24 protein-coding genes and 1 riboswitch are annotated in these 24,058 nt (G+C 63.7%); of the genes, 4 read left to right on the plus strand and 20 right to left on the minus strand.

Annotation, left to right across the window (positions count from 1 at the left end; genetic code table 11):
* Positions 1–205 precede the first annotated feature (205 nt).
* The 11 genes from ACWPW0_RS22095 to ACWPW0_RS22145 form a co-directional block, all read right to left on the minus strand.
* Positions 206–1,048 (minus strand): ABC transporter ATP-binding protein, encoded by an 843-nt coding sequence (locus ACWPW0_RS22095; RefSeq protein WP_454256565.1) that lies wholly within the window; start codon positions 1,046–1,048, stop codon positions 206–208.
* Between the two features lie 5 nt (positions 1,049–1,053).
* Entirely contained in the window at positions 1,054–1,887 is an 834-nt protein-coding gene (locus ACWPW0_RS22100) for an ABC transporter permease (protein ID WP_447595124.1), read from the minus strand.
* Positions 1,884–2,642 carry a hypothetical protein gene (locus tag ACWPW0_RS22105; RefSeq protein ID WP_447595125.1) on the minus strand — a complete coding sequence of 253 codons (759 nt, stop codon included), beginning with the start codon at positions 2,640–2,642 and terminating at the stop codon, positions 1,884–1,886. Before ACWPW0_RS22105 ends, ACWPW0_RS22100 begins: the two co-directional genes overlap by 4 nt.
* Entirely contained in the window at positions 2,639–3,415 is a 777-nt protein-coding gene (locus ACWPW0_RS22110; protein ID WP_447595127.1) for an N-acyl homoserine lactonase family protein, read from the minus strand. The genes ACWPW0_RS22105 and ACWPW0_RS22110 overlap by 4 nt, the downstream gene beginning before the upstream one ends.
* Positions 3,412–4,038 carry a cysteine hydrolase family protein gene (locus ACWPW0_RS22115; protein WP_447595129.1) on the minus strand — a complete coding sequence of 209 codons (627 nt, stop codon included), beginning with the start codon at positions 4,036–4,038 and terminating at the stop codon, positions 3,412–3,414. The genes ACWPW0_RS22110 and ACWPW0_RS22115 overlap by 4 nt, the downstream gene beginning before the upstream one ends.
* Positions 4,035–4,802 carry a creatininase gene (locus tag ACWPW0_RS22120; RefSeq protein WP_447595131.1) on the minus strand — a complete coding sequence of 256 codons (768 nt, stop codon included), beginning with the start codon at positions 4,800–4,802 and terminating at the stop codon, positions 4,035–4,037. The genes ACWPW0_RS22115 and ACWPW0_RS22120 overlap by 4 nt, the downstream gene beginning before the upstream one ends.
* Positions 4,799–5,683, minus strand: coding sequence for a DMT family transporter (locus tag ACWPW0_RS22125; RefSeq protein ID WP_447595133.1), 885 nt, complete (start codon positions 5,681–5,683; stop codon positions 4,799–4,801). Before ACWPW0_RS22125 ends, ACWPW0_RS22120 begins: the two co-directional genes overlap by 4 nt.
* Position 5,684: 1 nt before the next feature.
* On the minus strand, positions 5,685–6,452 hold the full coding sequence (locus ACWPW0_RS22130; RefSeq protein ID WP_447595135.1) for an SDR family NAD(P)-dependent oxidoreductase: 768 nt from the start codon (positions 6,450–6,452) through the stop codon (positions 5,685–5,687).
* Complete coding sequence (locus tag ACWPW0_RS22135; protein ID WP_447595136.1) at positions 6,449–7,222, minus strand: SDR family NAD(P)-dependent oxidoreductase; 774 nt, start codon at positions 7,220–7,222, stop codon at positions 6,449–6,451. The genes ACWPW0_RS22130 and ACWPW0_RS22135 overlap by 4 nt, the downstream gene beginning before the upstream one ends.
* A 2-nt stretch (positions 7,223–7,224) precedes the next feature.
* Positions 7,225–8,247: a fatty acid desaturase family protein gene (locus ACWPW0_RS22140; RefSeq protein ID WP_447595137.1), complete on the minus strand. Its 1,023-nt coding sequence runs from the start codon at positions 8,245–8,247 to the stop codon at positions 7,225–7,227.
* A 90-nt stretch (positions 8,248–8,337) separates the two neighbouring features.
* Positions 8,338–9,351, minus strand: a complete 1,014-nt coding sequence (locus ACWPW0_RS22145) for an ABC transporter substrate-binding protein (protein WP_454256566.1) — start codon at positions 9,349–9,351, stop codon at positions 8,338–8,340.
* Between the two features lie 49 nt (positions 9,352–9,400).
* Positions 9,401–9,503, minus strand: a riboswitch (guanidine-I (ykkC/yxkD leader).
* Positions 9,504–9,894: 391 nt separating this feature from the next.
* On the opposite strand from ACWPW0_RS22145, the gene ACWPW0_RS22150 reads away from it, so the two are divergent.
* Positions 9,895–10,239 (plus strand): hypothetical protein, encoded by a 345-nt coding sequence (locus ACWPW0_RS22150; RefSeq protein ID WP_454256567.1) that lies wholly within the window; start codon positions 9,895–9,897, stop codon positions 10,237–10,239.
* 35 nt (positions 10,240–10,274) lie between these two features.
* Here the strand turns inward: ACWPW0_RS22150 and ACWPW0_RS22155 are convergent, their stop codons facing one another.
* Positions 10,275–11,162 (minus strand): DMT family transporter, encoded by an 888-nt coding sequence (locus ACWPW0_RS22155; protein ID WP_454256568.1) that lies wholly within the window; start codon positions 11,160–11,162, stop codon positions 10,275–10,277.
* A 93-nt stretch (positions 11,163–11,255) separates the two neighbouring features.
* Between ACWPW0_RS22155 and ACWPW0_RS22160 the strand changes: the two genes are divergently transcribed.
* Complete coding sequence (locus ACWPW0_RS22160; protein ID WP_454256569.1) at positions 11,256–12,047, plus strand: AraC family transcriptional regulator; 792 nt, start codon at positions 11,256–11,258, stop codon at positions 12,045–12,047.
* 92 nt (positions 12,048–12,139) lie between these two features.
* Here the strand turns inward: ACWPW0_RS22160 and ACWPW0_RS22165 are convergent, their stop codons facing one another.
* From ACWPW0_RS22165 to ACWPW0_RS22175, 3 genes are all read right to left on the minus strand, one after another.
* Positions 12,140–12,577 carry a hypothetical protein gene (locus ACWPW0_RS22165; protein WP_454256570.1) on the minus strand — a complete coding sequence of 146 codons (438 nt, stop codon included), beginning with the start codon at positions 12,575–12,577 and terminating at the stop codon, positions 12,140–12,142.
* A gap of 17 nt (positions 12,578–12,594) precedes the next feature.
* Entirely contained in the window at positions 12,595–12,951 is a 357-nt protein-coding gene (locus ACWPW0_RS22170; RefSeq protein WP_454256571.1) for a hypothetical protein, read from the minus strand.
* Between the two features lie 417 nt (positions 12,952–13,368).
* Complete coding sequence (locus ACWPW0_RS22175; protein WP_454256572.1) at positions 13,369–14,265, minus strand: peptidoglycan DD-metalloendopeptidase family protein; 897 nt, start codon at positions 14,263–14,265, stop codon at positions 13,369–13,371.
* Between the two features lie 246 nt (positions 14,266–14,511).
* Here ACWPW0_RS22175 and ACWPW0_RS22180 point away from each other — a divergent pair, with 246 nt between their 5' ends.
* The gene (locus tag ACWPW0_RS22180; RefSeq protein WP_454256573.1) at positions 14,512–16,005 is read left to right on the plus strand and encodes an acetyl-CoA hydrolase/transferase family protein; all 1,494 of its coding nucleotides are present in this window, start codon (positions 14,512–14,514) and stop codon (positions 16,003–16,005) included.
* Positions 16,006–16,370: 365 nt separating this feature from the next.
* Entirely contained in the window at positions 16,371–18,377 is a 2,007-nt protein-coding gene (locus tag ACWPW0_RS22185; RefSeq protein ID WP_447595153.1) for a peptidase U32 family protein, read from the plus strand.
* Positions 18,378–18,448: 71 nt separating this feature from the next.
* On the opposite strand, the gene ACWPW0_RS22190 is transcribed toward ACWPW0_RS22185, so the two are convergent.
* The 5 genes from ACWPW0_RS22190 to pstA all read right to left on the minus strand — a co-directional run bounded on the left by ACWPW0_RS22190 (position 18,449) and on the right by pstA (position 24,019).
* The gene (locus ACWPW0_RS22190; RefSeq protein WP_454256574.1) at positions 18,449–19,543 is read right to left on the minus strand and encodes a tetratricopeptide repeat protein; all 1,095 of its coding nucleotides are present in this window, start codon (positions 19,541–19,543) and stop codon (positions 18,449–18,451) included.
* A gap of 37 nt (positions 19,544–19,580) precedes the next feature.
* Complete coding sequence (locus tag ACWPW0_RS22195) at positions 19,581–20,489, minus strand: response regulator (RefSeq protein ID WP_454256575.1); 909 nt, start codon at positions 20,487–20,489, stop codon at positions 19,581–19,583.
* Between the two features lie 133 nt (positions 20,490–20,622).
* Positions 20,623–21,351 carry a phosphate signaling complex protein PhoU gene (phoU, locus tag ACWPW0_RS22200; RefSeq protein WP_447595155.1) on the minus strand — a complete coding sequence of 243 codons (729 nt, stop codon included), beginning with the start codon at positions 21,349–21,351 and terminating at the stop codon, positions 20,623–20,625.
* 152 nt (positions 21,352–21,503) lie between these two features.
* Positions 21,504–22,337 carry a phosphate ABC transporter ATP-binding protein PstB gene (pstB, locus tag ACWPW0_RS22205; protein WP_447595157.1) on the minus strand — a complete coding sequence of 278 codons (834 nt, stop codon included), beginning with the start codon at positions 22,335–22,337 and terminating at the stop codon, positions 21,504–21,506.
* Between the two features lie 65 nt (positions 22,338–22,402).
* Positions 22,403–24,019: a phosphate ABC transporter permease PstA gene (gene pstA, locus ACWPW0_RS22210; RefSeq protein WP_447595754.1), complete on the minus strand. Its 1,617-nt coding sequence runs from the start codon at positions 24,017–24,019 to the stop codon at positions 22,403–22,405.
* Between the last annotated feature and the right edge of the window lie 39 nt (positions 24,020–24,058).

Below are 24,058 nucleotides of genomic sequence, written 5' to 3' on the forward strand. Positions count from 1 at the left end.
TCCCCGGAGTATGTCGGGCAGCAGCAAGGGGGCGCTGCTGCCCAAAGGCAAAGCCGTAGCAATTAGACACTATTTTGGCGTCAGGCTTAAGTCCAAAACCAAGGAATGCGATCCATCTGGCAAAGGTTCTCCGTTCTTGCAAACGTGCGGGCCTGCTCAGGTGACCAAGCAGTCGCCTGGGTGCGTCTCAGCGCGCCGCAATCGCTCAGGCCTGAGCGGTACGGGTCAGTTTCTCCAGCAGCTCAAGGTCGGTGTTCATGCCTGAGGTTTCGCGGATGCGCGCGAGGATTTCCTTTTTCAAGGTGAGGAATTCGGCAGACAGCTTCATGTCCTGGTTACGCTCGGCCGGCAGCGGTACATCGTAGATGGTGTCAATGCGACCAGGGCGTGGCGCCATCAAAACCACACGCCCACCGAGGTAGATCGCCTCTTCGACGTCGTGGGTGACGAACAGAATGGTGCTCTTTTCCAGACGGTGCACATGGCGGATCAGGTCATGCATCACCTCGCGGGTCTGCGCGTCGAGGGCGCCGAACGGTTCGTCCATCAGCAGGATCTGCGGTTTGGGCATCAGTGCACGGGCAATCGCCACGCGCTGCTGCATGCCACCAGAAAGCTGGTTGGGATAAGCCTGGGCGAAGGCCGACAGGCCCATCAGGTTGAGCAATGCATCGGCGCGGCCGCTGGCCACCTCCACATCGGCGTCGCCGCGCACGGTGTCGCTGACCACCTTGAGCTGGCGGCAGAACTTGATGTTGTCCATGACCTTCAGCCAGGGGTACAGGCTGTAGTGCTGGAACACCATCGCCCGGTCGATGCCGGGGCCGTTGACTGCGCGGCCATCGACCAGGATCTCGCCGGCGCTGTGCCGCTCCAGGCCACCGATGCTGCGCAGCAGGGTGGACTTGCCGCAGCCGGAGGCACCGACGAAGGTGATGAATTCGTTCGCGCGGATATCCAGGCTGACATCCTGCAGCGCCTGCACGGACCGCCCCTGACTGTTGAATACCTTGTCGACGTGGCGAATCTGGATCTTGCTGTCAGTCATGGCGATTACCTCTTCATCCAGGGGAAGGCCACGCGGCCGAGCCAGCGGAACGCCTGGTCGGTGAGCAGGCCGATGATGCCGATCAACAGGATGCCGGCGAAGATCTTGTCGGTGTGCATGTAGCGCTGTGCCTTGAGGATGGCGTAGCCGAGGCCGGAGTTGGCCGCTACCAGCTCGGCCACCACCAGGTAGGTCCAGGCCCAGCCGCAGGTGATGCGCAGGGTATCGAGCAGGGCCGGGCGTGCCGAGGGCAAGACCACCAGCTTGATGATTTCGCTGCGCGAGGCACCCATGGTCTGCGCCGCCTCGATCTGCGCCATGGGCACGCGGCGTACGTCCTCGGCAACCATCAGCACCATCTGGAAGAAGGTGCCAATGAAGATGATGAGGATCTTCGAGCCTTCGTCGATACCGACCCAGAGCATGATCAGCGGGATGAACGCCACCGCCGGCATGTAGCGGATGAAGTCGGTGAGCGGTTCGAGAAATGCCTGTACCGGGCGGTAGGTGCCGATGTACAGGCCCAACGGCAGGGCCAACAGTGCAGACGCACCGAAGCCGCCCATCACTCGCCACACGCTGATGCCGATATCAGCCAGCAGCCCTTCTTCGCTCCACCAGCGACCGACGCGCGCCAGCACCGCATCAGGGCCGGGCATGAACATCGGATTGGTCAGGCCGAAGGCACTGCACGCCCACCAGACCAGTATGGGCAGCAACAGGCCGGCAGCGGCCAGGCCCCAGATGGCGCCACGCGGCAGCTCACCGCGAATCACCCACCAGCTCGCCCGTGCAGGCGCCGTGGCAGTGGGTGTGGGCAGGGGTTGATGGGCAGTCATGGGCGTACTCCTGCGCAGTAGAAAAGAGGCTCGTCACGCACCTGCCAGCCCGAGGTGGCTGGTGTGGCACCGAGGCTGGCGAGCAGTGCCGGGTCACGCCACTGCTCCGGTTGATCAGGATCGATATGCGCCGGCAGCAGGCGTTTTCCGCTGCGCTCGGGCAGGGTCGACAACTCGATGCGCCAGGGGTGTTGTCCGGCGCCGTGTCGACCGAAGGACAGTTCGAAGTCGAGCAAAGCCTCCGGGTGTGCGGCCTCGGCCAGCAGCTCATTCAGCGAGCCCGCCGCAGGCAGGGCCTGGGCACGGCTGGCGGCGAACAGGAAGCAATCGCCCGCCAGCAGCAGGCAGCCCTGGCGCCCGTCCGCCGCCGTCAGCCACACACCGGCATTGCGCCCGAGGGATTCCGGCAGGCGTTCCCAGACTTCGTGATAGCTGTCATCGAGGCCGTCTTCGATCAGGTAATCGGGGCGCTCGAAGCGCATGCGGCCGATATCGTCACGGCCGCTCGGCGGCTGGAAGTCGATAGCGCGGTGCCACTGGCAGCGCTCGCCATCGATGGCGGTGACACCGGCGAACCCGGCCTGCGCAGCCAGCTCGGCAGGCTGTGTCGGCGCGGGCTGCGGAATGCGCAGGTCGGCGAACAGGTACGCGGTCTGCAACCAGTAGACCTGGGTGGTGGTATCGCGCAGGCCGGCAGTGGTGGTCAGCAACGTGCGCTGCCACACGCCGAGGTAGGCGTCGGGTACGGCTTTCATGCGTGGAACTCCGGGAACTGCCGCAGGCGCTTGAAGAAGGCCATGTCGTGGTTGGGCCACAGCTCGGCGCCGGTTTCGGCGGCGAGGGACTTGAGTTTGCGAATGCTGTCGAGGGCGAGGTCTTCGCGGTCTTGCCAGAGGGTGCCGGGGGCGATTTCCTGCTCGATGTTTTCCGTCAGGTCGGCGGCATCACCAGCGAGGATCACCGGCTTTCCCGTGGGCAATTCGATCAGCAGCGACATGTGCCCGGCGGTGTGTCCGGGCGTGTTGATCGCGCGCACGCCGGGCAGCAGATCGTACTCGCCGGTCTGCACCTTCCAGCGGTAGTCACCGGCGAAGTCGTCGACGAAATAGGCATCGTCAGCTTGCGCCCTCGCCGCGTCCAGCTCGGCGGCATGCACATGCACTTCGGCACCGCAGACCTCGCACAGGCCGCCGGCATGGTCGAAGTGCAGGTGGCCGAGAAACACCACATCGATGTCCGCCGGGGTCAGGCCGAGACGGGCGAAGTGCGCGGGCAGGCGCTGCTCTTCGCGCATCTGCGGCGCACCCATGGCGAAGTCGCCGTACCAACGCTCGCGCTGGGTCGGGTCGGCGATCTTGGCGTAGTCGCAGCCAACGTCGTACAGGATGCGCCCCTGTTTGGTCTCGATCAGGTAGGCGAGGATCGGCGCATCGATCAACTGACCATAGCCCCGTTGCCAGGTGGAGATCGATTTGTCATAGCGATGGGTCGCCGTGAGCAGCGGCCAGAGCCGGGTAACCTGGGTCATGCGCCCTCCCACTCGGCCAGTAGCGCATGGCTGTCGAGCACGCGACCAAACAGCCCGCCTTCCACCTCGACCATCACCAGCGCGGCGCCATGCAGTTGCGGGTAGGCCGAGCCACAGGCATCGCTGACCAGGGTGCAGGCATAGCCACGGTCCACGGCACTGCGCAGGGTCGAGTGTACGCACACCTCGGTGGTCACGCCGGTGACGATCAGCTCGGTGATGCCGCGGTTGCGCAACAGCAGGTCGAGGTCGGTGCTGGCGAATGCGCTGTAGCCCGGCTTGTCGATTACCGGCTCGCCCGGCAGCGGTTGCAGTTCATCGATCAGGTCATGGCCATATTCACCGCGCACCAGCAGCTTGCCCAGCGGGCCGGGATGGCCGATGGGCGCCCCGGAATGCGCCGCGCGCAGGCGCTTGGGCTCGGGCAGGTCGGAAAGGTCAGGCCGGTGGCCTTCGCGGGTGTGCAGCACCAGCAGGCCACGGGCACGCGCCGCGTCCAGCAAACGGCGGATCGCCGGAATCGGCGCACGCAGCAGGCTGATATCCAGCCCGGCCTGGTCGGCATAGCCGCCCGGCGAACAGAAGTCGCGCTGCATGTCGATGATGATCAGAGCTGTGCTCACAGACGGAACTCCTTGCGCACAGCGGCCGCGATACCCTGGCCGATATCGGCAGCCATGCGTGCGCCCTTCTGCGCCGTCGAGCCTTTCGCCGAGGACAACACGCCAGACGGCGGTACCCACTCGGTGCGGCTCGGGTACATGTCATAAGGTGGGAAGTCAGCCGGCGCGTCGTCGGGGATCAGGTCGATGCGCACCAGATGCGGCAGGTAATGCAGCATCAGCGAGGTCTCGATCACCGCCGCATGTTCCAGGGCAAAACCAGGGAAGCCGTCGGGGAACACGTCAGCCAACGTCTGCTCGGTGCAGAAGTCCCAATGTTCCAGGCGCATCACTTCCAGCTTGGCGTTCGGGCCCAGGTCGCGCATCGCCAGCTCGATGCCTTCGGTGACGAACCATTGGTTCTCGTAATGACCGTCGACCAGCACCAGGCGGGTCACGCCGTGACGGGCGAATTCGCGTACGGCATCGCGCACCAGGGCAATCAGGGTCTGCCCATCGAGGCTGGTGGTGCCGCAGAAATGGTTGCCGCCACCGCACTTGGGTTGCGACTTGTAGCCGTAGGACAGCGCCGGCGCGACCAGCCCGCCGACCTGTGCGGCGACGTCTTCGCACAAGGCGCTGGCCAGCAGCGCATCGGTGCCCAAAGGCAGGTGCGGGCCGTGCTGTTCGGTCGCGCCGCAGGGCAGGAACACCACGGGGGATTCTTCGCGCACGCGGCGCTCGTATTCGATCCAGCTGATCTGATCCATGCGGACAGCGTTCATGGGCGTACCTCACAGGGGGAAGAAGGAATTTCACGGGCCGGGCGTGCACAGATCAGCGCAGCGATCAGCACCAGCAGGCCGCCGCACCACTCACCCAGGCCGAGGCTGCGGTCACCCAGCCAGGCCGCGGACAGCACCGCCACCACCAGTTCGATCACCACCAGCACGGCGGCGCGACCGGCATCGATATGGGTAAAGCCGTATTGGGCAGCGGCCATCACCAGCAGCCAGAACAGGCCGAAGAGCGCGACCTGGCCCCAGCGCAGGGCGGGCATGTCCGGGACACCGACGCCCTGCCACCAGCAGAACAACGCGCCGAACAGGGCACTGCCGACGAAGGCCGCCATGGTCTTGCTGAGCAGCGGTACACGGTCAGCGGCACGGGTCGCCAGGTTGTTCAGGGCGAAGGTCAACCCGGCGATCAGGGCCAGCCAATCGGTGGCATCGAGCGCGTGCAGCACGCTGCTGTCGATATCCAGACTCAGCACGATGCCGAGCATCGCCAGCACCAGCGCGCCGATGTGCAGGCTGCCCAGGCGCTCGCCAAGCAACAGCCAACCACCTAGGGTCGACCACACCGGTGCCAGGTAGAACAGCAGCATGATGCGCACCACGTCGCCCTCGGACAGCGCCCCGACCAGACCCGCCGTAGACAACCCGCCGAACAGAATCATGGCCAGCACGCAGCGCCGCTGCACCCACCAGGCCCGCCATTGCCAGAGCATCGCCGGCACCGCGAGCAGGCACAGCAAACCGTAACTGGCGAGTACCACCGGCATGCCGGCCAGACCACGTTCGGCGAAGAAGTGCAGCGGGATCCAGCCCAGCCCCCAGACGGCGGCCCCTACGAGCAGGACGAGTTCCGGCTTCAGCCTGATCATTTCAGCTGCCCATCCAGGCGCCGCCATTGGCGCCGAGCATCTGCCCATGGAAGAAACTGGCAGCGGGCGAAACGAGAAATAGCACCGCCGCGGCGATCTCTTCCGGACGCCCGAGACGGCCCGCCGGAATGTCACTTTCCTTGGCGATCATCTCGGCGCTCATGTGTTCGGCCGAGACCATCGGCGTATCCACCGGACCGGGCGCCACGCCGTTGATACGGATACACGGAGCAAACTCGCGGGCGAGCGAACGGGTCAGGCCGATCACGCCGGCCTTGGCCGCGCAGTAGGCGACATAGTCGGCACGGCCCAGGTGACCCAGCTCGGAGGCAATGTTGACGATACGGCCACTGCGCCGCGCCTGCATGTGGCGCAGGGCATGGCGGCAACAGCGGTACACGCCATGCAGGTCGACACCGAGCACATGAGCCCAGTCGTCCTCATCGGTGTCGACAAAGGGCTTCTCCAGAATCACCCCGGCGTTGTTGACCAGGATGTCCAGCGGGCCGGCGGCAAGCACTTCCTCGAACAGGCTGTCCACCTGCAGCGGCGAGGCGACATCGGCCTGTGCCGTGCGTGCGCGGCCACCGAAGGCTTCGATCTCGGCGACCAGTGCTGAGGCAGCCTCGTCCTGACGCAAGTGATTGATCCATACCAGCGCACCCGCTTCAGCCAGGGCGATGGCCGTGGCCCGGCCGATGCCTTGCGCGGCACCGGTGACCAACGCGGTCTGTCCGGCCAATGGCAGTTGCTGCGTCAAGGGGCTCAATGCATCACCTCGCCATGGCTGACCGACAACGCCTGCCCGGTAATCGGCGCGGCAAGGGCGCTGCCGAGAAACAGAAAGGTACCGGCCAGATCGGCCGGGGTGAGCAGCTCCGGCACCGCCTGGGCGCCGAGGATCAGCGCCAGCTCTTCGTCCTCGCTGCGCCCGTTGCTCTCGGCCATCACCTTGAGCGAGCGCATCGCCGCCTCGGTGCCGATCCAGCCCGGGCATACGGCGTTGACGCGGATACGCCGCGGCCCCAGCTCCCAGGCCAGGGAGCGTGTCAGGCCGATCACCGCATGCTTGCTGGCGACATAGGCGGAAAAACCGGGCACGCCCTTCAGGCCCCAGATAGAGGCCTGGTTGATCACGCTGCTGCCGGCCTTGAGCCGACCTTGCAGGGCGCGGGTCAGGCGCAGCATGGACGCCACGTTGTTATCCAGCAGCGCCTGCCAGTACGCATCCGCCGCGCTGCCGGTATCGGCCAGCGGCGTGGCGTACTCGACGCCGGCATTGTTGATCAACACATCCACCGGCCGCTCGCCGCGCTGGGCGACATAAGCAGCGATGGCTTCACTGTCGCCGAGGTCGACGGTGGCGATGCGACTGGCCGTCAGTGGTGCCAGTTCGTCCGCCACGCGGGCCAATGCCTCGGCGTTGCGGTCGAGCAGTTCCAGCGTCGCGCCCTGCTCGGCGAAGGCACGCGCCAGGCCACGACCAATGCCGCTGCCCGCGCCGGTGAGCAGCACCTGTTTGCCGCGATAGTCGATCATCGTCACACCGCCGTCAGAAAGGACACGCCAACCGCCCCGTAGAAGCCATCGGCACGGCGCTCGCCCTCGGGCTCGACCACGCCGTAGTGGTCATCGATCACGCGGCGCAGGCGATGCTGGTGGAAACTCTTGAACAGCAGGTGCATCGGCAGCACCTGGCCGTACTGATCGCCATACAGCTCATGGTGCAGCTTGCGCAGGCGGTACCAGGGCGCCACCGGCTTCTCGTGGTGGGCGTTGTGGTAAGCGAAGTTGAGCAGCAGCAGATCGAGCACCGGCCAGCGCACGGAGACCACGTTGCTGAAGGTGTTCATCTGCTCGTAGGTGCGGTCGCGCTGCTTGTCGTCGGGGATCTTGCCGCCGTCTTCGAGCACCGCGAAGGCGTCGTAGGTGTGCTGGTAGGCGTCGGTGAAACGCAGCACGGTGAGCATGATCGACCAGGCGATGAAGTACAGCACCACGGCCTTGAACGACACCGCCGCCATCAGCGCGAACAACACGCCACGAATCAACAGCGTCACGGCGACCTTGCGCCGGTTGGCGCGGTGCTTGGGGTTGTCGGTAATGAACGGCAGCAGGATCACGTAGTAATGCATGATCAGCTCGACCGCTGGCACATAGGCCCATTCGGCCGCCAACACCAGCTTGCGGAACCAGCCCGGGCAGCGGTTGAGGAAAGCCTTGGTGTCGAAGGTGATCACGTCGGCACGGTCGACGTGATGCCGCATGTGTTTGCGCCGCAGATCCTGGAAGCCGGCGTAGCAACTGCCGCACAGCCAGCTCGCCACTTCACCGCCCCATTCGTTGTGCTTGGGTTTGGCGAAGATGGTGCCGTGAGCGAACTCGTGAATCAGGTAGGCGGCGATAATCATCGCGTGACCAAGCAGCAGCGTACCGGCAATGTTGACCAGCCAGCTGTCGACGAACAGCAGGCCCAGGCCGGTGGCGAAGCCACCGAGGGCGTAGGCGATGGCCAGGCTGTTGGCGACACGGCCGTCGGCATAGCGATAAAGCTGAGTAGACATGGATTCCTCCGAATAGGGCGTGGCGAGCTGCGGAGGATGGATGGCGCTATATCCATCCACCTCCCGCGCGGCCTGGCGGGTGAGCGCCGCTTACTGGGTCAGGGCCTCGACGAATTGCGCGTCGAACGTGCTGGCGAAGTCAGGAATGACCGCGATCTGGCCGTTGTCCTTGAGCAGCTTGGCGATGACCGCACCACTGCCGAAGAACGACGAGGTGGCTTCGGATGGCGTGAAGTTCTTGCCCATCTCGGCCAGCGGAATGTTGTACACGCCGCTCATCTGCTCCTTGGCTTCCTCGGGGCTGACGCCGAGCACCTTGGCAATGATCTTGGCCGACTCGTCCGGGTGGCTCTGGATATAGGCCAGGCCATCGAGGTAACCCTGGATCAGGGCCTTGATCGCAGCGGGTTTCTTGGCAATCACCTTCTCGTCGAACACCAGCACGTCGGTGATCAGGCCCGGCGCATCCTTGGACGAATACACCACATGGAACTTGTCGCCCGGCATGCCGAGGATCTGCGACACGTTGGGCTCATAGGTCACGCCCACCGGCAGGCTGCCGGACGCCATCGCGCCAGGAATACCCTCGGGGGTCATGTTCACCGGGCTGATGTCCTTGTCGCTCAGGCCATTGATCTTCAATGCATAGGCGAGCAGGAAATCGGAGGGAGACAGCGGGTTGAAGCCGATCTTCTTGCCTTTGAAATCGGCAACCGAGGTGATCGACTTGTCCGCGACGATGGCATCACCGCCGTTGGAGAAATCGATGGGCATCACCACCTTGTGCTTCAGCCCCTTGGCCGCGCTGCTGACCACCTGATCGTAGGTGAGCATGCCGCCATCCAGTGCACTGCCGAGCATCGCCGAGGGAATCAGCGCCGGGTCATTGAAGAATTGCAGCTCCACCTTCAGGTCATGGGCCTTGTACAGGTCCAGCTGGTCGGCGACATAGAACGGTGCATAGCCCGCCCAGACCACGGTGCCGAGCTTGAGCTTCTCGACGGCATGAGCGGAAAACGGCAGAACCAGTGTGGCGGTGGCCAGGCAGGCCCCGAGCAGGCTCTTGCGCAAGGAAGGCAGCTTGAAACAGGACAACGAGGTCATGGCAAACACTCCTACACGATGGGGGAAAAACGGCACGGGATGACAACGCGTCTCCCGGGCTTTTATCCCGCCGTGTAGCCCTGCTCCCTAGGGCCGGAAAACTCTCGGACCAGCATCCACTCGCGTGGACCGGAACCCTAGTTCGCCTCTGGTAAAACTCCACTGTGCCAAGCGTCATGAGCACTGACGTACCGGCTTGGCCGACGCATTGACTCATCCCGTCTGCTGAGGTCATAGCAAGTCCGGTGCCAGGCCACGCAGGCGACGACGTGGATGCTGATAAAGCCCAGTCGATACAAGGTGTTGGGTCGACATCAGCCAGGCCGGGCGCTGGGCTGGCCGCCCTTTCACCCACCGGTGATGCACCAGCGGCAGGCGTCACGCCTGATTTCGGTGCAGCCGAGCTGATGACGATCCGGGGAAGGTGAAGGCAGGAGAAAAGCGGGAAGCCCCGCTCAGTGCAAAAGCGCCTGGAAGGATAGAATCCGGGCGCCCACAACGAACCACGCAGGCCCGCATTGGCCGCTTCAGGAAACCAGAACCATGCGCACGCTGTTTATCGCCCTCGCCCTTTCCAGCCTGCCGGCCTGCACCAACGCGACCGACTCGCTCTCCGAGCGCGAGTGCCGCTCCATTGCCGATCGGCAGGCCTTCTACATGCTGGCCATATCCGGGGATAACTTCGACGCGCTCGACAGCGTATCCAAGCGCGACGATTTCAAAGATCTCAGCGATATGGCCTTCGCCCAGTGCACCAGCCTGAAGGTTCTCAACCGCGCCGATTACCAGTGCGTCATGGCCGCCACCCTGCCCTCGGACGCCGGCATGTGCATCGCAGCGGCCTACCAGAGGACCACTGCGGACACGGCGGCTGAAGGCGAACACTGAGTCCCGCTGCCCGCCCCGGCGCGGGTTGAATAGGGTTAACGTCCAGCCGGGCTGGTGCTCGCCCGTGGCCGCCAGCGCTCGGCGAGGAACACACCCGCCAGGGTCAGCACACCACCGAGCCAGTGATGAATGCTCAAGCGTTCCCCCAGCAAGACCACGGCAATGGCCGCCGTGAAGATAGGCAGCAGGTTGAAAAACAACGCCATGCGGTTTGGCCCCATCACCTGCACGCCATGCATCCACGCCAGCGGCGCGGCGATGGAGGCCAGCAGGCCGGCATAGGCCACCAACGGCAGGTTACCGGGGTTCAACCCCTGGTGGGGTGAGAGCAGGTACAGCGGCAACAAGGCGACGATCGCTACCAACACCTGCAGGTACAGCAGCTGCAGTGCCGGCAAGGGAATCTGCCACTTCTTCAGCAGCACGCCATACAGCGCATAGGCCAACGTGGCCAACAGCATCATGCCGTCACCCAGGCCGATGCCATGGTGCAGCAGACTCTGCAGGTCGCCCTGGGCGATCACCAGCATGACCCCGACCAGCGACAACAGCGAGCCGAGCAGACCGCCAGCGGTGAGCCGCTGAGCCAGCAGCACGCTGGCCAACCCCATCGACATCAATGGCATCAGGGCGAGGATGATGCCCATGTTGGTCGCGCTGGTCAGCGGTGCGGCGTAGTAGGCCAGGCTCTGGTAAACCGCCATGCCCAACAGGCCCAGCACCACGATGCGCCCGACATGCGCGCGTATCGCGCGGCGACGGGCCAGTACCGGGCGCAGGAAAAACGGCGTGAGCAGCACGCCGGCGAGCAGCCAGCGGAAGAAGCCGATCTCGGCCGGCGCGATCAACCCGACCGCGAGTTTGTTGACCACCGTGTTGCCCGACCAGATGACCACGGCAAAGAGCGGGAAGAAATACGTCATGGCAGCGCACTCGATAAAACCAGTGAGCCATTGTCCGCCCGTCGCAAACGGCGCTTATACTCGATTCCGGACAACTCACTGCGCCTTTCGGACATGCCCGCGAACAAATCCCTGCCACTCCCCCTGCCTGACCACCCGCGACTGCCGGCAGCGCTGTATTTTCGCTACGACGAATTTGGCGCCGGCACCCATTCGGCGCCACATCGCCATCCATGGGGCCAGCTCAACTACGCCTCCCATGGCGTGATGCAACTGGAGGTCGGCGGCCAGCGATTTCTCTCACCGCCGCAGTACGCAGTCTGGATGCCGCCGAATATCGAGCATGGCTGCTTTAACCGCGAAGCCATCGTCTACCGCTCGCTCTATGTCAGCGCCGAGCTGTCCGCTGTGCTACCGGACAAACCCTGCACCCTGGCCATCAGCGATATCCTCAAGTCCATCCTCTCCGACTTCGCCACTCGCGGCGTGAACATCCCCGAGAGTGAGGCCGACCAGCGCCTGGCCCTGGTGGTACTGGACCAACTCCAGGCCTCACCACGACTCGACGACTACCTGCCGTTCGCCCAGAGCGAACTGCTCGGCGGATTGCTCGACGCGTTGCAGGCAAACCCCGGCGACAGCCGCTCCCTCGCCGACTGGGCCCATCAGGTTCACAGCACCGAGCGCACCCTGGCCCGCTGCTGCCAACGCGAACTGGGCATGAGTTTCGGTGAATGGCGCCAGCGCCTGCGTTTTCTTACCGCGCTGGAGGCACTGGAGGCTGGCCAGGGCGTGCAACAGATCGCCTTCGATCTCGGCTACAGCAGCGCCTCGGCCTTTATCGCCATGTTCCGCCGCGAAGCGGGAACGACCCCAGAGCAATACCGCCTGGCCAGCCGGGTCTGACACTCGCACGGGCAAATCCGAGCCGCTGCTGCGCCTCAGTTGCTTGTGAACATGCACCAGCAGCTGACTGCTATTTTCGATTCCGACCGCCCTTATTGGCGGCTGATGAAACGAAAATCCGCCTGGGTTTTCTGGACAATGTCCTGGATGGTCGAGTGCTGCTCGGGCTTGCCAGCGAAGACGATCGTCAGGCCGCTGAAGTCCTGCCCCGTGCAAGCGCCCTTCATGACGGCAGCATCCAGCGCGCCATTGCCACCCATGATCAGAAAACCCGGCTCTCCGGCCTGCCGGACCTGATGCAGCGCCTGCCGGAGTTGCGCGGCGTTCTGGCCTCCTCCGGCCGCTACGGTCAGGCCGTCTGCGACCATGCCGTGGCTTTGGATGACCACGGCCGATAGGCCCACATCCGCACGCCCGGCCTGTTCAGCCACAGCTCCCAGGGCTTCCTGATAGATCTGCTGATCCGTTTTGCCGTGCGCGGCACAACCCGAGATGACAGCCAGACAGCACGCGATGATCAATCCCTTCATTGAAAAACGCCCCTGTATCAACCTGTCATTTCCGTGGCCGAAGCATCGGCCGCTTCCCGCGCCTGGATCATCTCGGCGATATCGCGCCGCAGAGAAAACGGAATGACGAACCAGCCCAGTCCGGCCACGAAACAGGAAATAAGCACCGAGAATACGATGTAGTTCAGGCTTATCACGCCACGCCGATATGCCTGAATCAGGTTGGCTAACGTAAAGGGAATGGAGGTCAGTGCGATGAACAGCGAGCCGAGCAGCACATTCGTCATATGCCCCGTTCTGAAAGCGACAGTAAGCGTGCCACCCACGACGAACACCGCTGCAGCCAGATAAAGAATGTAAATCGAGATCGTATTAACGATTTTGAGCGCCTTCATTTATTCCTCAAGACCTTTAATCCACAGACCCACGCTCTGGTTCTGCACAGGCAGTACCAGAACGCATCCACGTTTTGCTTTCATCACTGTTTGAGCGGAGTCTGGAGCGATATGCCTTCCCAAACGAAGGCTCACAGCCACTCGGTTACCCCCAAAGCAGCCAGGCGCAACTATACGCTTATCGGGAAATAACCGGCCTGCTCAGACAGGTACCTGGCGCGTGAAGCGCTCAGAACTTGTTTCGGATCTCGCGAGCTAGAGCAAAACAAGGGCTAGGCGCCCCCGCGAAAAAGCTGAGGAACGCACTGAGCCCGCATTCGGGTTTACGGGCTGTAAATGAGCATTCTGACCGGGCTGGCGATCCAGGCTGCTTTACAACGCAGTTTGGCCGACGCGCAGCAGATCCGAGACAGGTTCTCAGTCCCCACCCACCGCAAAATTGGGCAGGCTGTCCACGGGCTGGGCGAAGTTGAAGGGGATCGACTCGAGCGCCAGGCCGACATTACGCTGCACCACGAAGTGCAGGTGCGGGCCCGTGCTGTTGCCGGTGTTGCCGGAATTGGCCAGGTGCTCGCCGGCATACACATGCTGGCCTTCACGCACGCTCACCGAGCCACGCATCAGGTGCAGGTAGACGCCCATGGTGCCGTCGTCATGCAGGATGCGCACGAAGTTGCCGGAGGGGTTGTTGCCGCGTCCGCTTTGCTGGTTTTCGGTCTTCACCACCATGCCCGCGCGGGCAGCCACGATGGGCGTGCCTTCGGGCATGGCGATGTCGATGGCGTAGCGGCCCTTGGGCGTGTAGTGACTGTATTCGCCATTGGCGCCCTGGGTCTGGCGGAACGGGCCGCCGCGCCAGGGCAACGGATAATGGTAGACCTTCGGCAACAAGCGCGGGTCGCCCAGGGCATAGCGCAGGCGGGGTTTGTAGCGCATCGGCTTGCCTGCCACCTGGGGCGCCAGGGTGGCCAGGCGAATATGGCTGCGTGGCGGCAGCACCCAGCGAATCGGCTGCTCCGGTGCGCCGCTGGCATTGACCAGCTTGCTCAGGCTCAGCTCGATTTCCACCGGCGCATACAGGTCGTTGCGCACCAGCAGGGTCTCGCCGGCATCATGCTTCTTGGTTTCCAGCTTCACCTGGTTGTCCAGGCGCTCGACCATGCGGTCGCGAAAGACGAACACCTGCGCGCCGGCCACAGCCTGATCGCTGTAGGTCACCACGCCGTTCTTGTCGACGTACTTGTAGATGGTCAGCGCACTGGCCTGGCCAGCAGCCAGCACCAGTACGCAGAAAAGAAATGAACGCCCTAGCATAACGTCTCGGATTTAATGGTTTATTTGGTATCCGGGCTGGAAAGACTAGCAGCGTGACCCGGCCTGCGCGAGCCGCCATCCGTCGCGCTGTGCGGCAATCGGCGTTGCACAATCGCCCGCCCTCCCAATTTGCCGACGAAAGGTGCGACGCAGAGCGCTCAATTCGACTTTGGTCGAACAGGCGCATCACGGGCCACCGCCTAGACTTGCGCCCTTCGTTTTCCCCCATTCCCCGAGGTTTCTCCCATGTACCAGGATCGCGTGCGCCTGCCTGCACTGCTGGACAAGGTTATGAGTGCGGCCGATGCCGCCGCCCTGATCGAAGACGGCATGACCGTCGGCATGAGCGGGTTCACCCGCGCCGGGGAAGCCAAGGCCGTGCCGCGTGCGCTGGCCGAGCGGGCCAAGGTCCAGCCGCTGCAGATCAGCCTGATGACCGGCGCCAGCCTGGGCAACGACCTCGACAAGCAACTCACCGAGGCCGGCGTGCTGGCGCGACGTATGCCGTTCCAGGTCGACAGCACCCTGCGCAAGGCGATCAACGACGGTTCGGTGATGTTCATCGACCAGCACCTGTCCGACACCGTCGAGCAGATCCGCAACCTGCAACTGAAAAAGCCCGACATCGCGGTGATCGAAGCGGTGGCCATCACCGAGCAGGGGCATATCGTGCCGACCACCTCGGTGGGCAACTCGGCCAGTTTCGCGATCTTCGCCGAGAAGGTGATCGTCGAGATCAACCTGGCGCACAACCCGAACCTGGAAGGCCTGCACGACATCTACATCCCCACCTACCGGCCGACCCGCACACCGATCCCGCTGGTCCAGGCCGACCAGCGCATCGGCAGCGGCGCCATCCCGATCCCGCCGGAGAAGATCGTCGCCATCGTCATCACCGACCAGGCCGACTCCTACTCCACCGTCACCCCGCCGGACGCCGAGACCCAGGGCATCGCCGACCACCTGATCGCCTTCTTCGAGAAGGAAGTCGAAGCCAAGCGCCTGCCGAAGAACCTCGGCCCGCTGCAGGCCGGCATCGGCTCCATCGCCAACGCGGTGATGTGCGGCCTGATCGAGTCGCCGTTCGAAGACCTGGTGATGTACTCCGAGGTGCTGCAGGACTCGACCTTCGAGCTGATCGACGCCGGCAAGATGCGCTTCGCCTCGGGCTGCTCGATCACCCTGTCGGCACGCTGCAACGAACGCGTGTTCGGTAACCTCGAGCACTACAAGGACAAGCTGGTGCTGCGCCCGCAGGAGATTTCCAACCACCCGGAAATCGTCCGCCGCCTGGGCATCATCGGCATCAACACCGCCCTGGAGTTCGACCTCTATGGCAACGTCAACTCGACCCATGTTGGCGGCACGAAAATGATGAACGGCATCGGCGGCAGCGGCGACTTCGCGCGCAACGCCCACCTGGCGATCTTTGTCACCAAGTCGATCGCCAAGGGCGGCGCGATTTCCAGCGTGGTGCCGATGGTCAGCCACGTCGACCACACCGAGCATGATGTCGATATCCTGGTCACCGAACAGGGCCTGGCCGACCTGCGCGGCCTGGCACCACGCGAGCGGGCGCGGGCGATCATCGACAACTGCGTGCACCCGGACTTTCGCGGCGCACTCAACGACTACTTCGAACGCGCCTGCGCCCGTGGCGGCCACACCCCGCACATCCTGCGCGAAGCGATGCAATGGCACATCAATCTGGAGGAAACCGGGCGCATGCTGGCGAGCTAACCGCTGCCCTGCACGCCCAGTTGGCCGTAGCAGCCACAAGCCGCTGCGGCCTTCCCTAAGAACCTGTTCACGATCTCCTGGCTCGCGGCCATACGGCGTTAAAAACGCCCTCGGAATGCTCATTTACCACTCGTAAACTGCGCTTCCTCGGGCGTTTTTGTCTTGTCTGGCTCTAATCCAGAAGATCGTGAACAGGTTCTAACGCAAAAGGCGCCATTGGCGCCTTTTGTCATTTCTGCGCGCACTGGCTTACCCCCACGCTCCGCGCAAGAGCGCCCCACGTCGCCCACCCGAGCGAGGGCCGTGCTTTCCGGCTAAGATACACGGCTGCCCGTGCCTATCCTGCTCATAACCAGAATTCAGCCATGTCCTTGCCCAAGCACCACCTCGAACTGCTCAGCCCTGCGCGCGATATCGCCATCGCCAAGGAAGCCATCCTGCATGGCGCCGATGCCATCTACATCGGCGGCCCCAGCTTCGGCGCGCGACACAATGCCAGCAACAGCGTGGCGGATATCGCCGAGCTGGTGGAGTTCGCCCGTCTGTTCCATGCGCGCATCTTCGTCACCATCAACACCATCCTGCATGACGACGAGCTGGAGCCGGCCCGGCAACTGATCTGGCAACTGTACGAGGCCGGCGTCGACGCACTGATCATTCAGGACATGGGCGTACTGGAAATGGACATTCCGCCCATCGAGCTGCATGCCAGCACGCAAACCGACATCCGTACCCTGGACAAGGCCCGCTTCCTCTCCCAGGCCGGTTTCTCCCAACTGGTCCTGGCGCGTGAGCTGAACCTGCAGGAAATCCGCACCATCAGCAGCAGCGTCGACTCGACCATCGAGTTCTTCATCCATGGCGCGCTGTGCGTGGCCTTCTCCGGTCAGTGCAACATCTCACACGCGCAAACCGGGCGCAGCGCCAACCGCGGTGACTGCTCGCAAGCCTGCCGCCTGCCCTACACCCTCAAGGACGACCAGGGCCGCGTGGTGGCCTTCGACAAGCACCTGCTGTCGATGAAGGACAACAACCAGAGCGCCAACCTGCGCGCCCTGGTCGATGCCGGCGTGCGCTCGTTCAAGATCGAAGGACGCTACAAGGACATGAGCTACGTGAAGAACATCACGGCGTTCTACCGGCAGCAGCTCGACGACATCCTCGCGGATCGCCCGGACCTGGCCCGTGCGTCCAGCGGCCGCACCGCTCACTTCTTCCTGCCCGACCCGGACAAGACCTTCCACCGCGGCAGCACCGACTACTTCGTCACCGACCGCAAGGTGGACATTGGCGCCTTCGACTCGCCGACCTTCACCGGCCTGCTGGTCGGCCAGGTGGAGAAGGTCAACAAGCGTGACCTGATCGCCGTCACCCACGAGCCGCTGTCCAACGGCGACGGCCTTAATGTGCTGGTCAAACGTGAAGTCGTGGGTTTTCGCGCCAACATCGCCGAACTCAAGGCTGAGTTCGAGGAAGATGGCGAAAAGCGCTGGCGCTACCGCGTCGAGCCCAACGAGATGCCCGAGGGCCTGCACCGCCTGCGCCCCAGCCATCCGCTGTCGCGCAACCTCGACCACAACTGGCAACAGGCGCTGCAGAAAACCAGCGCCGAGCGCCGTATCGGTGTCGAATGGAAGGCCGTGCTGCGCGAGAGCGGCCTGACCCTGCAAGCCCGCAGCGAGGAAGGCGTCAGCGTAAGCGTCAGCCTGGACGGCCCTTTCGGCGCCGCCAACAAACCGGAACAGGCACTGGACGGACTGCGTGACCTGCTCACCCAGCTCGGCACCACCTGCTACCACGCTCAAGGCGTTGCCCTCGATGCACCGCAGGCGTTCTTCGTGCCCAACTCGCAGCTCAAGGCCCTGCGCCGCGAAGCCATCGACGCGCTGACCACTGCCCGTGTGGCGGCTCACCCACGTGGCGCGCGCAAGGCCGTCAGCGAGCCGGCGCCGGTGTACCCGGAAGCGCACCTGACCTTCCTCGCCAACGTCTACAACGAGAAGGCCCGTGCGTTCTACCACCGCTACGGTGTGCAATTGATCGACGCCGCCTACGAGGCCCACGAGGAAGCCGGCGAAGTCCCGGTGATGATCACCAAGCACTGCCTGCGCTTCTCCTTCAACCTGTGCCCCAAGCAGGCCAAGGGTGTGACCGGCGTACGCACCAAGGTCGCGCCGATGCAGCTGATCCACCAGGACGAAGTGCTGACCCTCAAGTTCGACTGCAAGCCCTGCGAGATGCACATCATCGGCAAGATGAAGGGCCACATCTTCAACCAGCCACAACCGGGTAGCCAGGCCAGCATGGTCGGTTACATCACCCCGGACGACCTGCTCAAGACCATCAAGCGTCCGCCGACCGGGATGCACTGAGTCTCACAGCGTATGGCCCCTCCTCTGCCTCTTTCCAGCAGAGGAGGATTAAGGTCATCTGTGATAGATGGTTAGAGCCTGAGTAGATCCTCTTGCAACTGGCCGATACCTGCACCCGTTGCGTACAGCTCTTCCAGTCGGGTTACATCTACGAGCTCCTGAGGCGTCAATGTCGCCTCTTCTTGCCCAAGCTGTTCCCGCAGTAACGGTACAACCTCATCAGGAAGCGGTTTCTTGAGTGCAGCCCGTAGCAACGCGCAAGCCTTGACCTTGCTGCGGGCAATGCCCTGACCATTATCCAGGCGAGCAGCCAGAGTCACCTGCGCGATTGCATGTCCCTGAATGGCTGCCTGCAACAACCAGTGACTGACACGCCCCTCATCAACCGCTGACTCATCCCCACTGTAGAGCGTGGCCAACATGTATTGCGCGATGGGCGCGCCATGCTTGGCAGCACGTGAGTACCAATCAATGGCGACCTTAACGTCCTTGGGCATACCGCGACCTTCAAGTGCTGCGGCGCCAAGCATTTCCTCAGCCTGCCTATTACCCAGTTCCGCCGCCCGGGCAAGCAGCTCTACGGCATGCTTCGAATCGACCGCACCGGCACGTCCTGAGAAATAGAGTTTGGCCAACAACACAAATGCTTCGGCATTGTCCTGCGCAGCGGCCTTGCTCGCCCAATTGAAGGCCAACTGATCACTTTGCTCGACACCCAAACCGGACCAATAGAACGAGGCCAACTTTTGTTGCGCCTCACTGTGCCCCTGCTCGGCGGCACGGGCATACCAAGATGCGGCTCGCACAGGATCATGGGGCTCATCCAGACCTGCATCAGCGGAAAGGCCGAGGAAATACTGGGCCGCCGCGTATCCCTCCTCGGCAGAGCGGGCCATCCAGAGGAGGGCATCCGGACGATCCTCTTCAAGGCCACGTCCGTAATACTGCATTAGCCCCAGTTTGTACTGAGCTGCCTGATCGCCACGCTCAGCTGCGCGCTGATACCACTGTGCGGCCTTTGCGGTGTCGACATTGACCACAAGGCCTTCCTCGTAGGCCGATGCCAAAAGAGTTTCAGCCTTGTAGGGGCTCTGAACCACGGTGATCGAAAAGGTCACCGCCAGGAACCCCACAACGGCGAGAACGACATAGGTAAACGGGCGCAACGGCTGCACTCCTGTCACGAATGGCTTGATAGCAGGCTCAAGCCCCCGGCACGAAATGCTTCTGCGTGGTGCCACGGGCGATCAGGCGGGAGAGGTAGTCGAGCTTCTGTGGGTCGCGGTCGACAAAACGGAAGGTCAGTTGCAACCAGTCGCTGTCGGGTTTCGGCTCGAAGGCGGCGACGGCATGCAGGTAGCCGTTGAGGCGAGCGGTTTCCGCCGCCTCACCCTGCTCCAGGTCGAGCACGGCGCTTTCCAGCACCTGCGGCAGGTGCTCGGTACGCTTGACCACCAGCAGCGCTTCCTTGAGGCTCAGCGCCTTGATCACGCAGGCCATGTTGCCATTGGGCAAGCGCAGTTGGCCCTGGCCACGGCCGCTGGCAGGGTTGGCCGCTGGCGTGGCTGCTGGCGTAGGAACGGCGGGAGCGGGTGCCGGGCGTGGCGCAGTGGGAGCGTTGCTCTTGACCACCTCGGCCTTGCCGCCCGTCAGCGCGGCCAGCGAATCGTTGGCGAAGGCACCGCTGCTGAGCATCTTCAGGGGTGCGCTGGCGGTCAGTTTTTCCAGCAGGCCGGCACGCTGCAGGGCCTTCTTGACCTTGGTCACCAGCTGGTCGTTTGAGAAGGGCTTGCCGATATAGTCGGAAACGCCAGCCTGGATGGCCTGGACCACATTTTCCTTGTCGCCACGGCTGGTGACCATGATGAAGGGCGTGGTTTTCAGGGCGTCCTGCTCGCGGCACCAGCTCAGCAGCTCCAGGCCGGAGAGCTCGGGCATTTCCCAATCGCAGAGGATCAGGTCGACCGGATGGCGCGCCAGCATCTGCTGGGCCTTGCGCCCGTTGATCGCTTCTTCGATATGGATACCGGGGAAGTGATCACGCAGCCCCTTTTTCACCAGATCCCGGATAAAGGTTGCGTCATCCACCACCAGCACGCTGACTTTGCTCATCGACCGCTCCTGCACGAATGGCGATAAGCATAGCCTTGCCTGATGGCCAAAGGCCAACCGGCAATCACCGCGAGCGCGCGTCCTCGATTGGCGCGCGCTCGCCGGGCATTGTCAGCGGCCCGAAACGGCAGCGTTACTGGCTTTTGCCGCCTTCGACTTCTTCTTTCATACGCGCCAGGCCCATGTGACGGACATCGGTACCGCGCACCAGGTAGATCACCAGTTCGGCGATGTTGCGCGCGTGGTCGCCAATGCGCTCCAGCGAACGCAGGGCCCAGATGATGTTGAGCACGCGGGTGATCGAGCGTGGGTCTTCCATCATGTAGGTGGCCAGCTCGCGCAGGGCCGTCTTGTACTCGCGGTCGATGGTCTTGTCGTACTGGGCGACCGACAGGGCCAACTCCGGGTCGAAGCGGGCGAAGGCATCCAGCGACTCCTGGACCATCTTGCGCACCTGGTCGCCAATGTGGCGCACCTCGACGTAACCGCGCGGGGCTTCGCCTTCTTCGCTGAGCAGGATGGCGCGCTTGGCGATCTTGGTGGCTTCATCGCCGATGCGCTCCAGGTCGATCACCGACTTGGAGATGCTGATGATCAGGCGCAGGTCGGAGGCAGCCGGCTGGCGGCGGGCGAGAATGCGCAGGCACTCCTCGTCGATGTTGCGCTCCATCTGGTTGATCTGGTCGTCGACCTCGCGCACCTGCTGGGCCAGGCCGGAGTCGGCCTCGATCAGCGCGGTGACGGCATCATTGACCTGCTTCTCGACCAGGCCGCCCATCGCCAGGAGGTGGCTGCGCACGTCCTCCAGCTCGGCGTTGAACTGCTGGGAAATGTGATGGGTGAGGCTGTCTTTGTTGATCATGGTCGAGCCCTTGCGAAGCGAAGTAGGTTCTTGAGATTGAATCGTCCTGGCCTTTGGGAAATCGTGCTGGGTTAGGAGGCGCCGCGCAGACAGTACAACTCGTACGGCAAGCGGCGCCGACAACGCCCAGCGCGATTTCACATAGCCAGGGGCTAGCCGTAGCGACCGGTGATGTAGTCCTCGGTCTGTTTCTTGGCCGGGTTGGTGAACAGCGTGTCGGTGTCACCGAACTCGATCAGTTTGCCCATGTACATGAATGCGGTGTAGTCGGAGACGCGCGCCGCCTGCTGCATGTTGTGGGTCACGATGACGATGGTGTACTTGCTCTTGAGCTCGTAGATCAGCTCTTCGACCTTGAGGGTGGAGATCGGGTCGAGTGCCGAGCACGGTTCGTCGAGCAGCAGCACTTCCGGCTGCACGGCCACGGTACGGGCAATCACCAGACGCTGCTGCTGACCACCGGACAGGCCTAGGGCGGAATCGTGCAGGCGGTCCTTGACCTCATCCCACAGCGCCGCGCTTTTCAGGCCCCACTCCACCGCTTCATCGAGCACGCGCTTCTGGTTGATGCCCTGGATGCGCAAGCCGTAGACCACGTTCTCGTAGATGCTCTTGGGAAACGGGTTGGGCTTCTGGAACACCATGCCGACGCGACGGCGCAGCTCGGCGACGTCTTCGCCCTTGCTGTAGATGTTGTGGCCGTCGAGGTTGATCTCGCCTTCCACGCGACAGCCGTCGACCAGGTCGTTCATCCGGTTGAAGGTGCGCAGCAGGGTCGACTTGCCGCAACCGGACGGGCCGATGAAGGCCGTCACGCGCTGCTTGGGGATGTTCATCTTGACGTCGTACAGCGCCTGTTTCTCGCCGTAGAACAGGTTGAGACCGGGCACTTCCAGGGCCACGGTTTCCTGCGCCAGGTTGAGGCCCTGCTTCTCGCGGCCAAGGGCGGCGATGTTGATGCCGTGAGTGTGTGTTTCGTGCTGCATGGGGTACTCCCTACGCTGACAATTCGTTCAAGCCGCCGCGGCCCATGCCGCGGCGACGCAGGTAATCAATGATCCAGCGCCTTGTACTTCTCGCGCAGGTGGTTGCGGATGAACACGGCCGACAGGTTCAGCAAGGCAATGACCAGCACCAGCAGCAACGCGGTGGCGTACACCAGCGGGCGCGCCGCCTCGACGTTGGGGCTCTGGAAGCCGACGTCGTAGATGTGGAAGCCCAGGTGCATGATCTTCTGGTCCAGGTGCAGGTACGGGTAGTTGCCGTCCACCGGCAGCGCCGGCGCCAGCTTGACCACGCCCACCAGCATCAGCGGCGCCACTTCACCAGCGGCGCGGGCCACGGCGAGAATCAGGCCGGTCATCATCGCCGGGCTGGCCATCGGCAGCACCACTTTCCACAGGGTCTCGGCCTTGGTCGCACCGAGGGCCAGCGAACCTTCACGCAGGGAGCGCGGGATGCGCGCCAGGCCTTCCTCGGTGGCGACGATCACCACCGGTACGGCGAGGATCGCCAGGGTCAGCGAGGCCCACAACAGCCCCGGCGTGCCGAAGGTCGGCGCTGGCGCCGCCTCGGCGAAGAACAGCCGGTCGAGCGAGCCACCCAGCACGTAGACAAAGAAGCCCAGGCCGAATACACCGTAGACGATCGCGGGAACGCCGGCCAGGTTGTTCACCGCGATGCGGATCAGCCGGGTCAGCGGACCCTGCCTGGCGTACTCGCGCAGGTAGATGGCCGCCAGTACGCCGAACGGGGTGACGATCACCGCCATGATCAGGGTCATCATCACGGTACCGAAGATGGCCGGGAAGATACCGCCCTCGGTGTTGGCCTCACGCGGCTCGTCGCTGACGAATTCCCACAGCTTGGCGAAGTAGAAACCGAGCTTGTCGAAGGTGCCCATGGCGTTCGGCTGGAACGCGCGGACCACCTTGCCCAGGCTGATCTCCGCCTCGCGACCGTCGACCGTGCGTACGGTCACGCTGTCACGGTTGAAGGCGGTGTTGAGCGCCGTCAGTTCCTTTTCCAGGACCTTGTACTCGGCGTCCCATTCGGCACGTCGAGCGTCGATATCGGCCTGGGTGGCGGCATCCAGGTTGTTCTTCAGCTCGTGCTTGCGGGTTTCCAGGCGCAGGCGCTCGAGGCCGTGGTTGATGCGGCCGATGTCACGCTTCTGTAGGGCCTTGATCTGCGCATGCAGGTCATCGATACGGGCGATGCGCTGTTGCAGTTCGCCCCAGGCGGTATCGCCCTCGGCAACCACCTGCCCGTCCTGCTTGACGTTGACCAGGTAGCCATAGAAGTTGCCCCACTCGCGGCGCTCCATGACCATCAGGTTGACCGGCGTGCGCGGATTGCTCATCCATTCGCCGACCACCCAGTGGAAGTCCGCGCCGAACAGCTCGCGGTTACCCACCTTGAGCAACTCACGGGTCATAAACTCGCCGCCCTTCACATCCACCGGCAGACCAGCGGCCGCCAGGCGCGCACGGGGCACCTCTTCCTTCTGCACCAGCTCACCGGCGAAGACATGCGGCGCCTCGCCAGGCACCTGGTAGTCGGACTCGATCACGTCGGCCGGCCAGAAGTGGCCGAGACCACGGGTGGCGATCACGGCGAGCAGGCCGATGGTCATGATCACGGCGATGGCCACGCCACCCGCCGTCATCCACACCCAGGGCGTACCACTCTTGAACCAGGCTTTTAC

The organism is Pseudomonas sp. Marseille-Q8238, assembly GCF_965111915.1.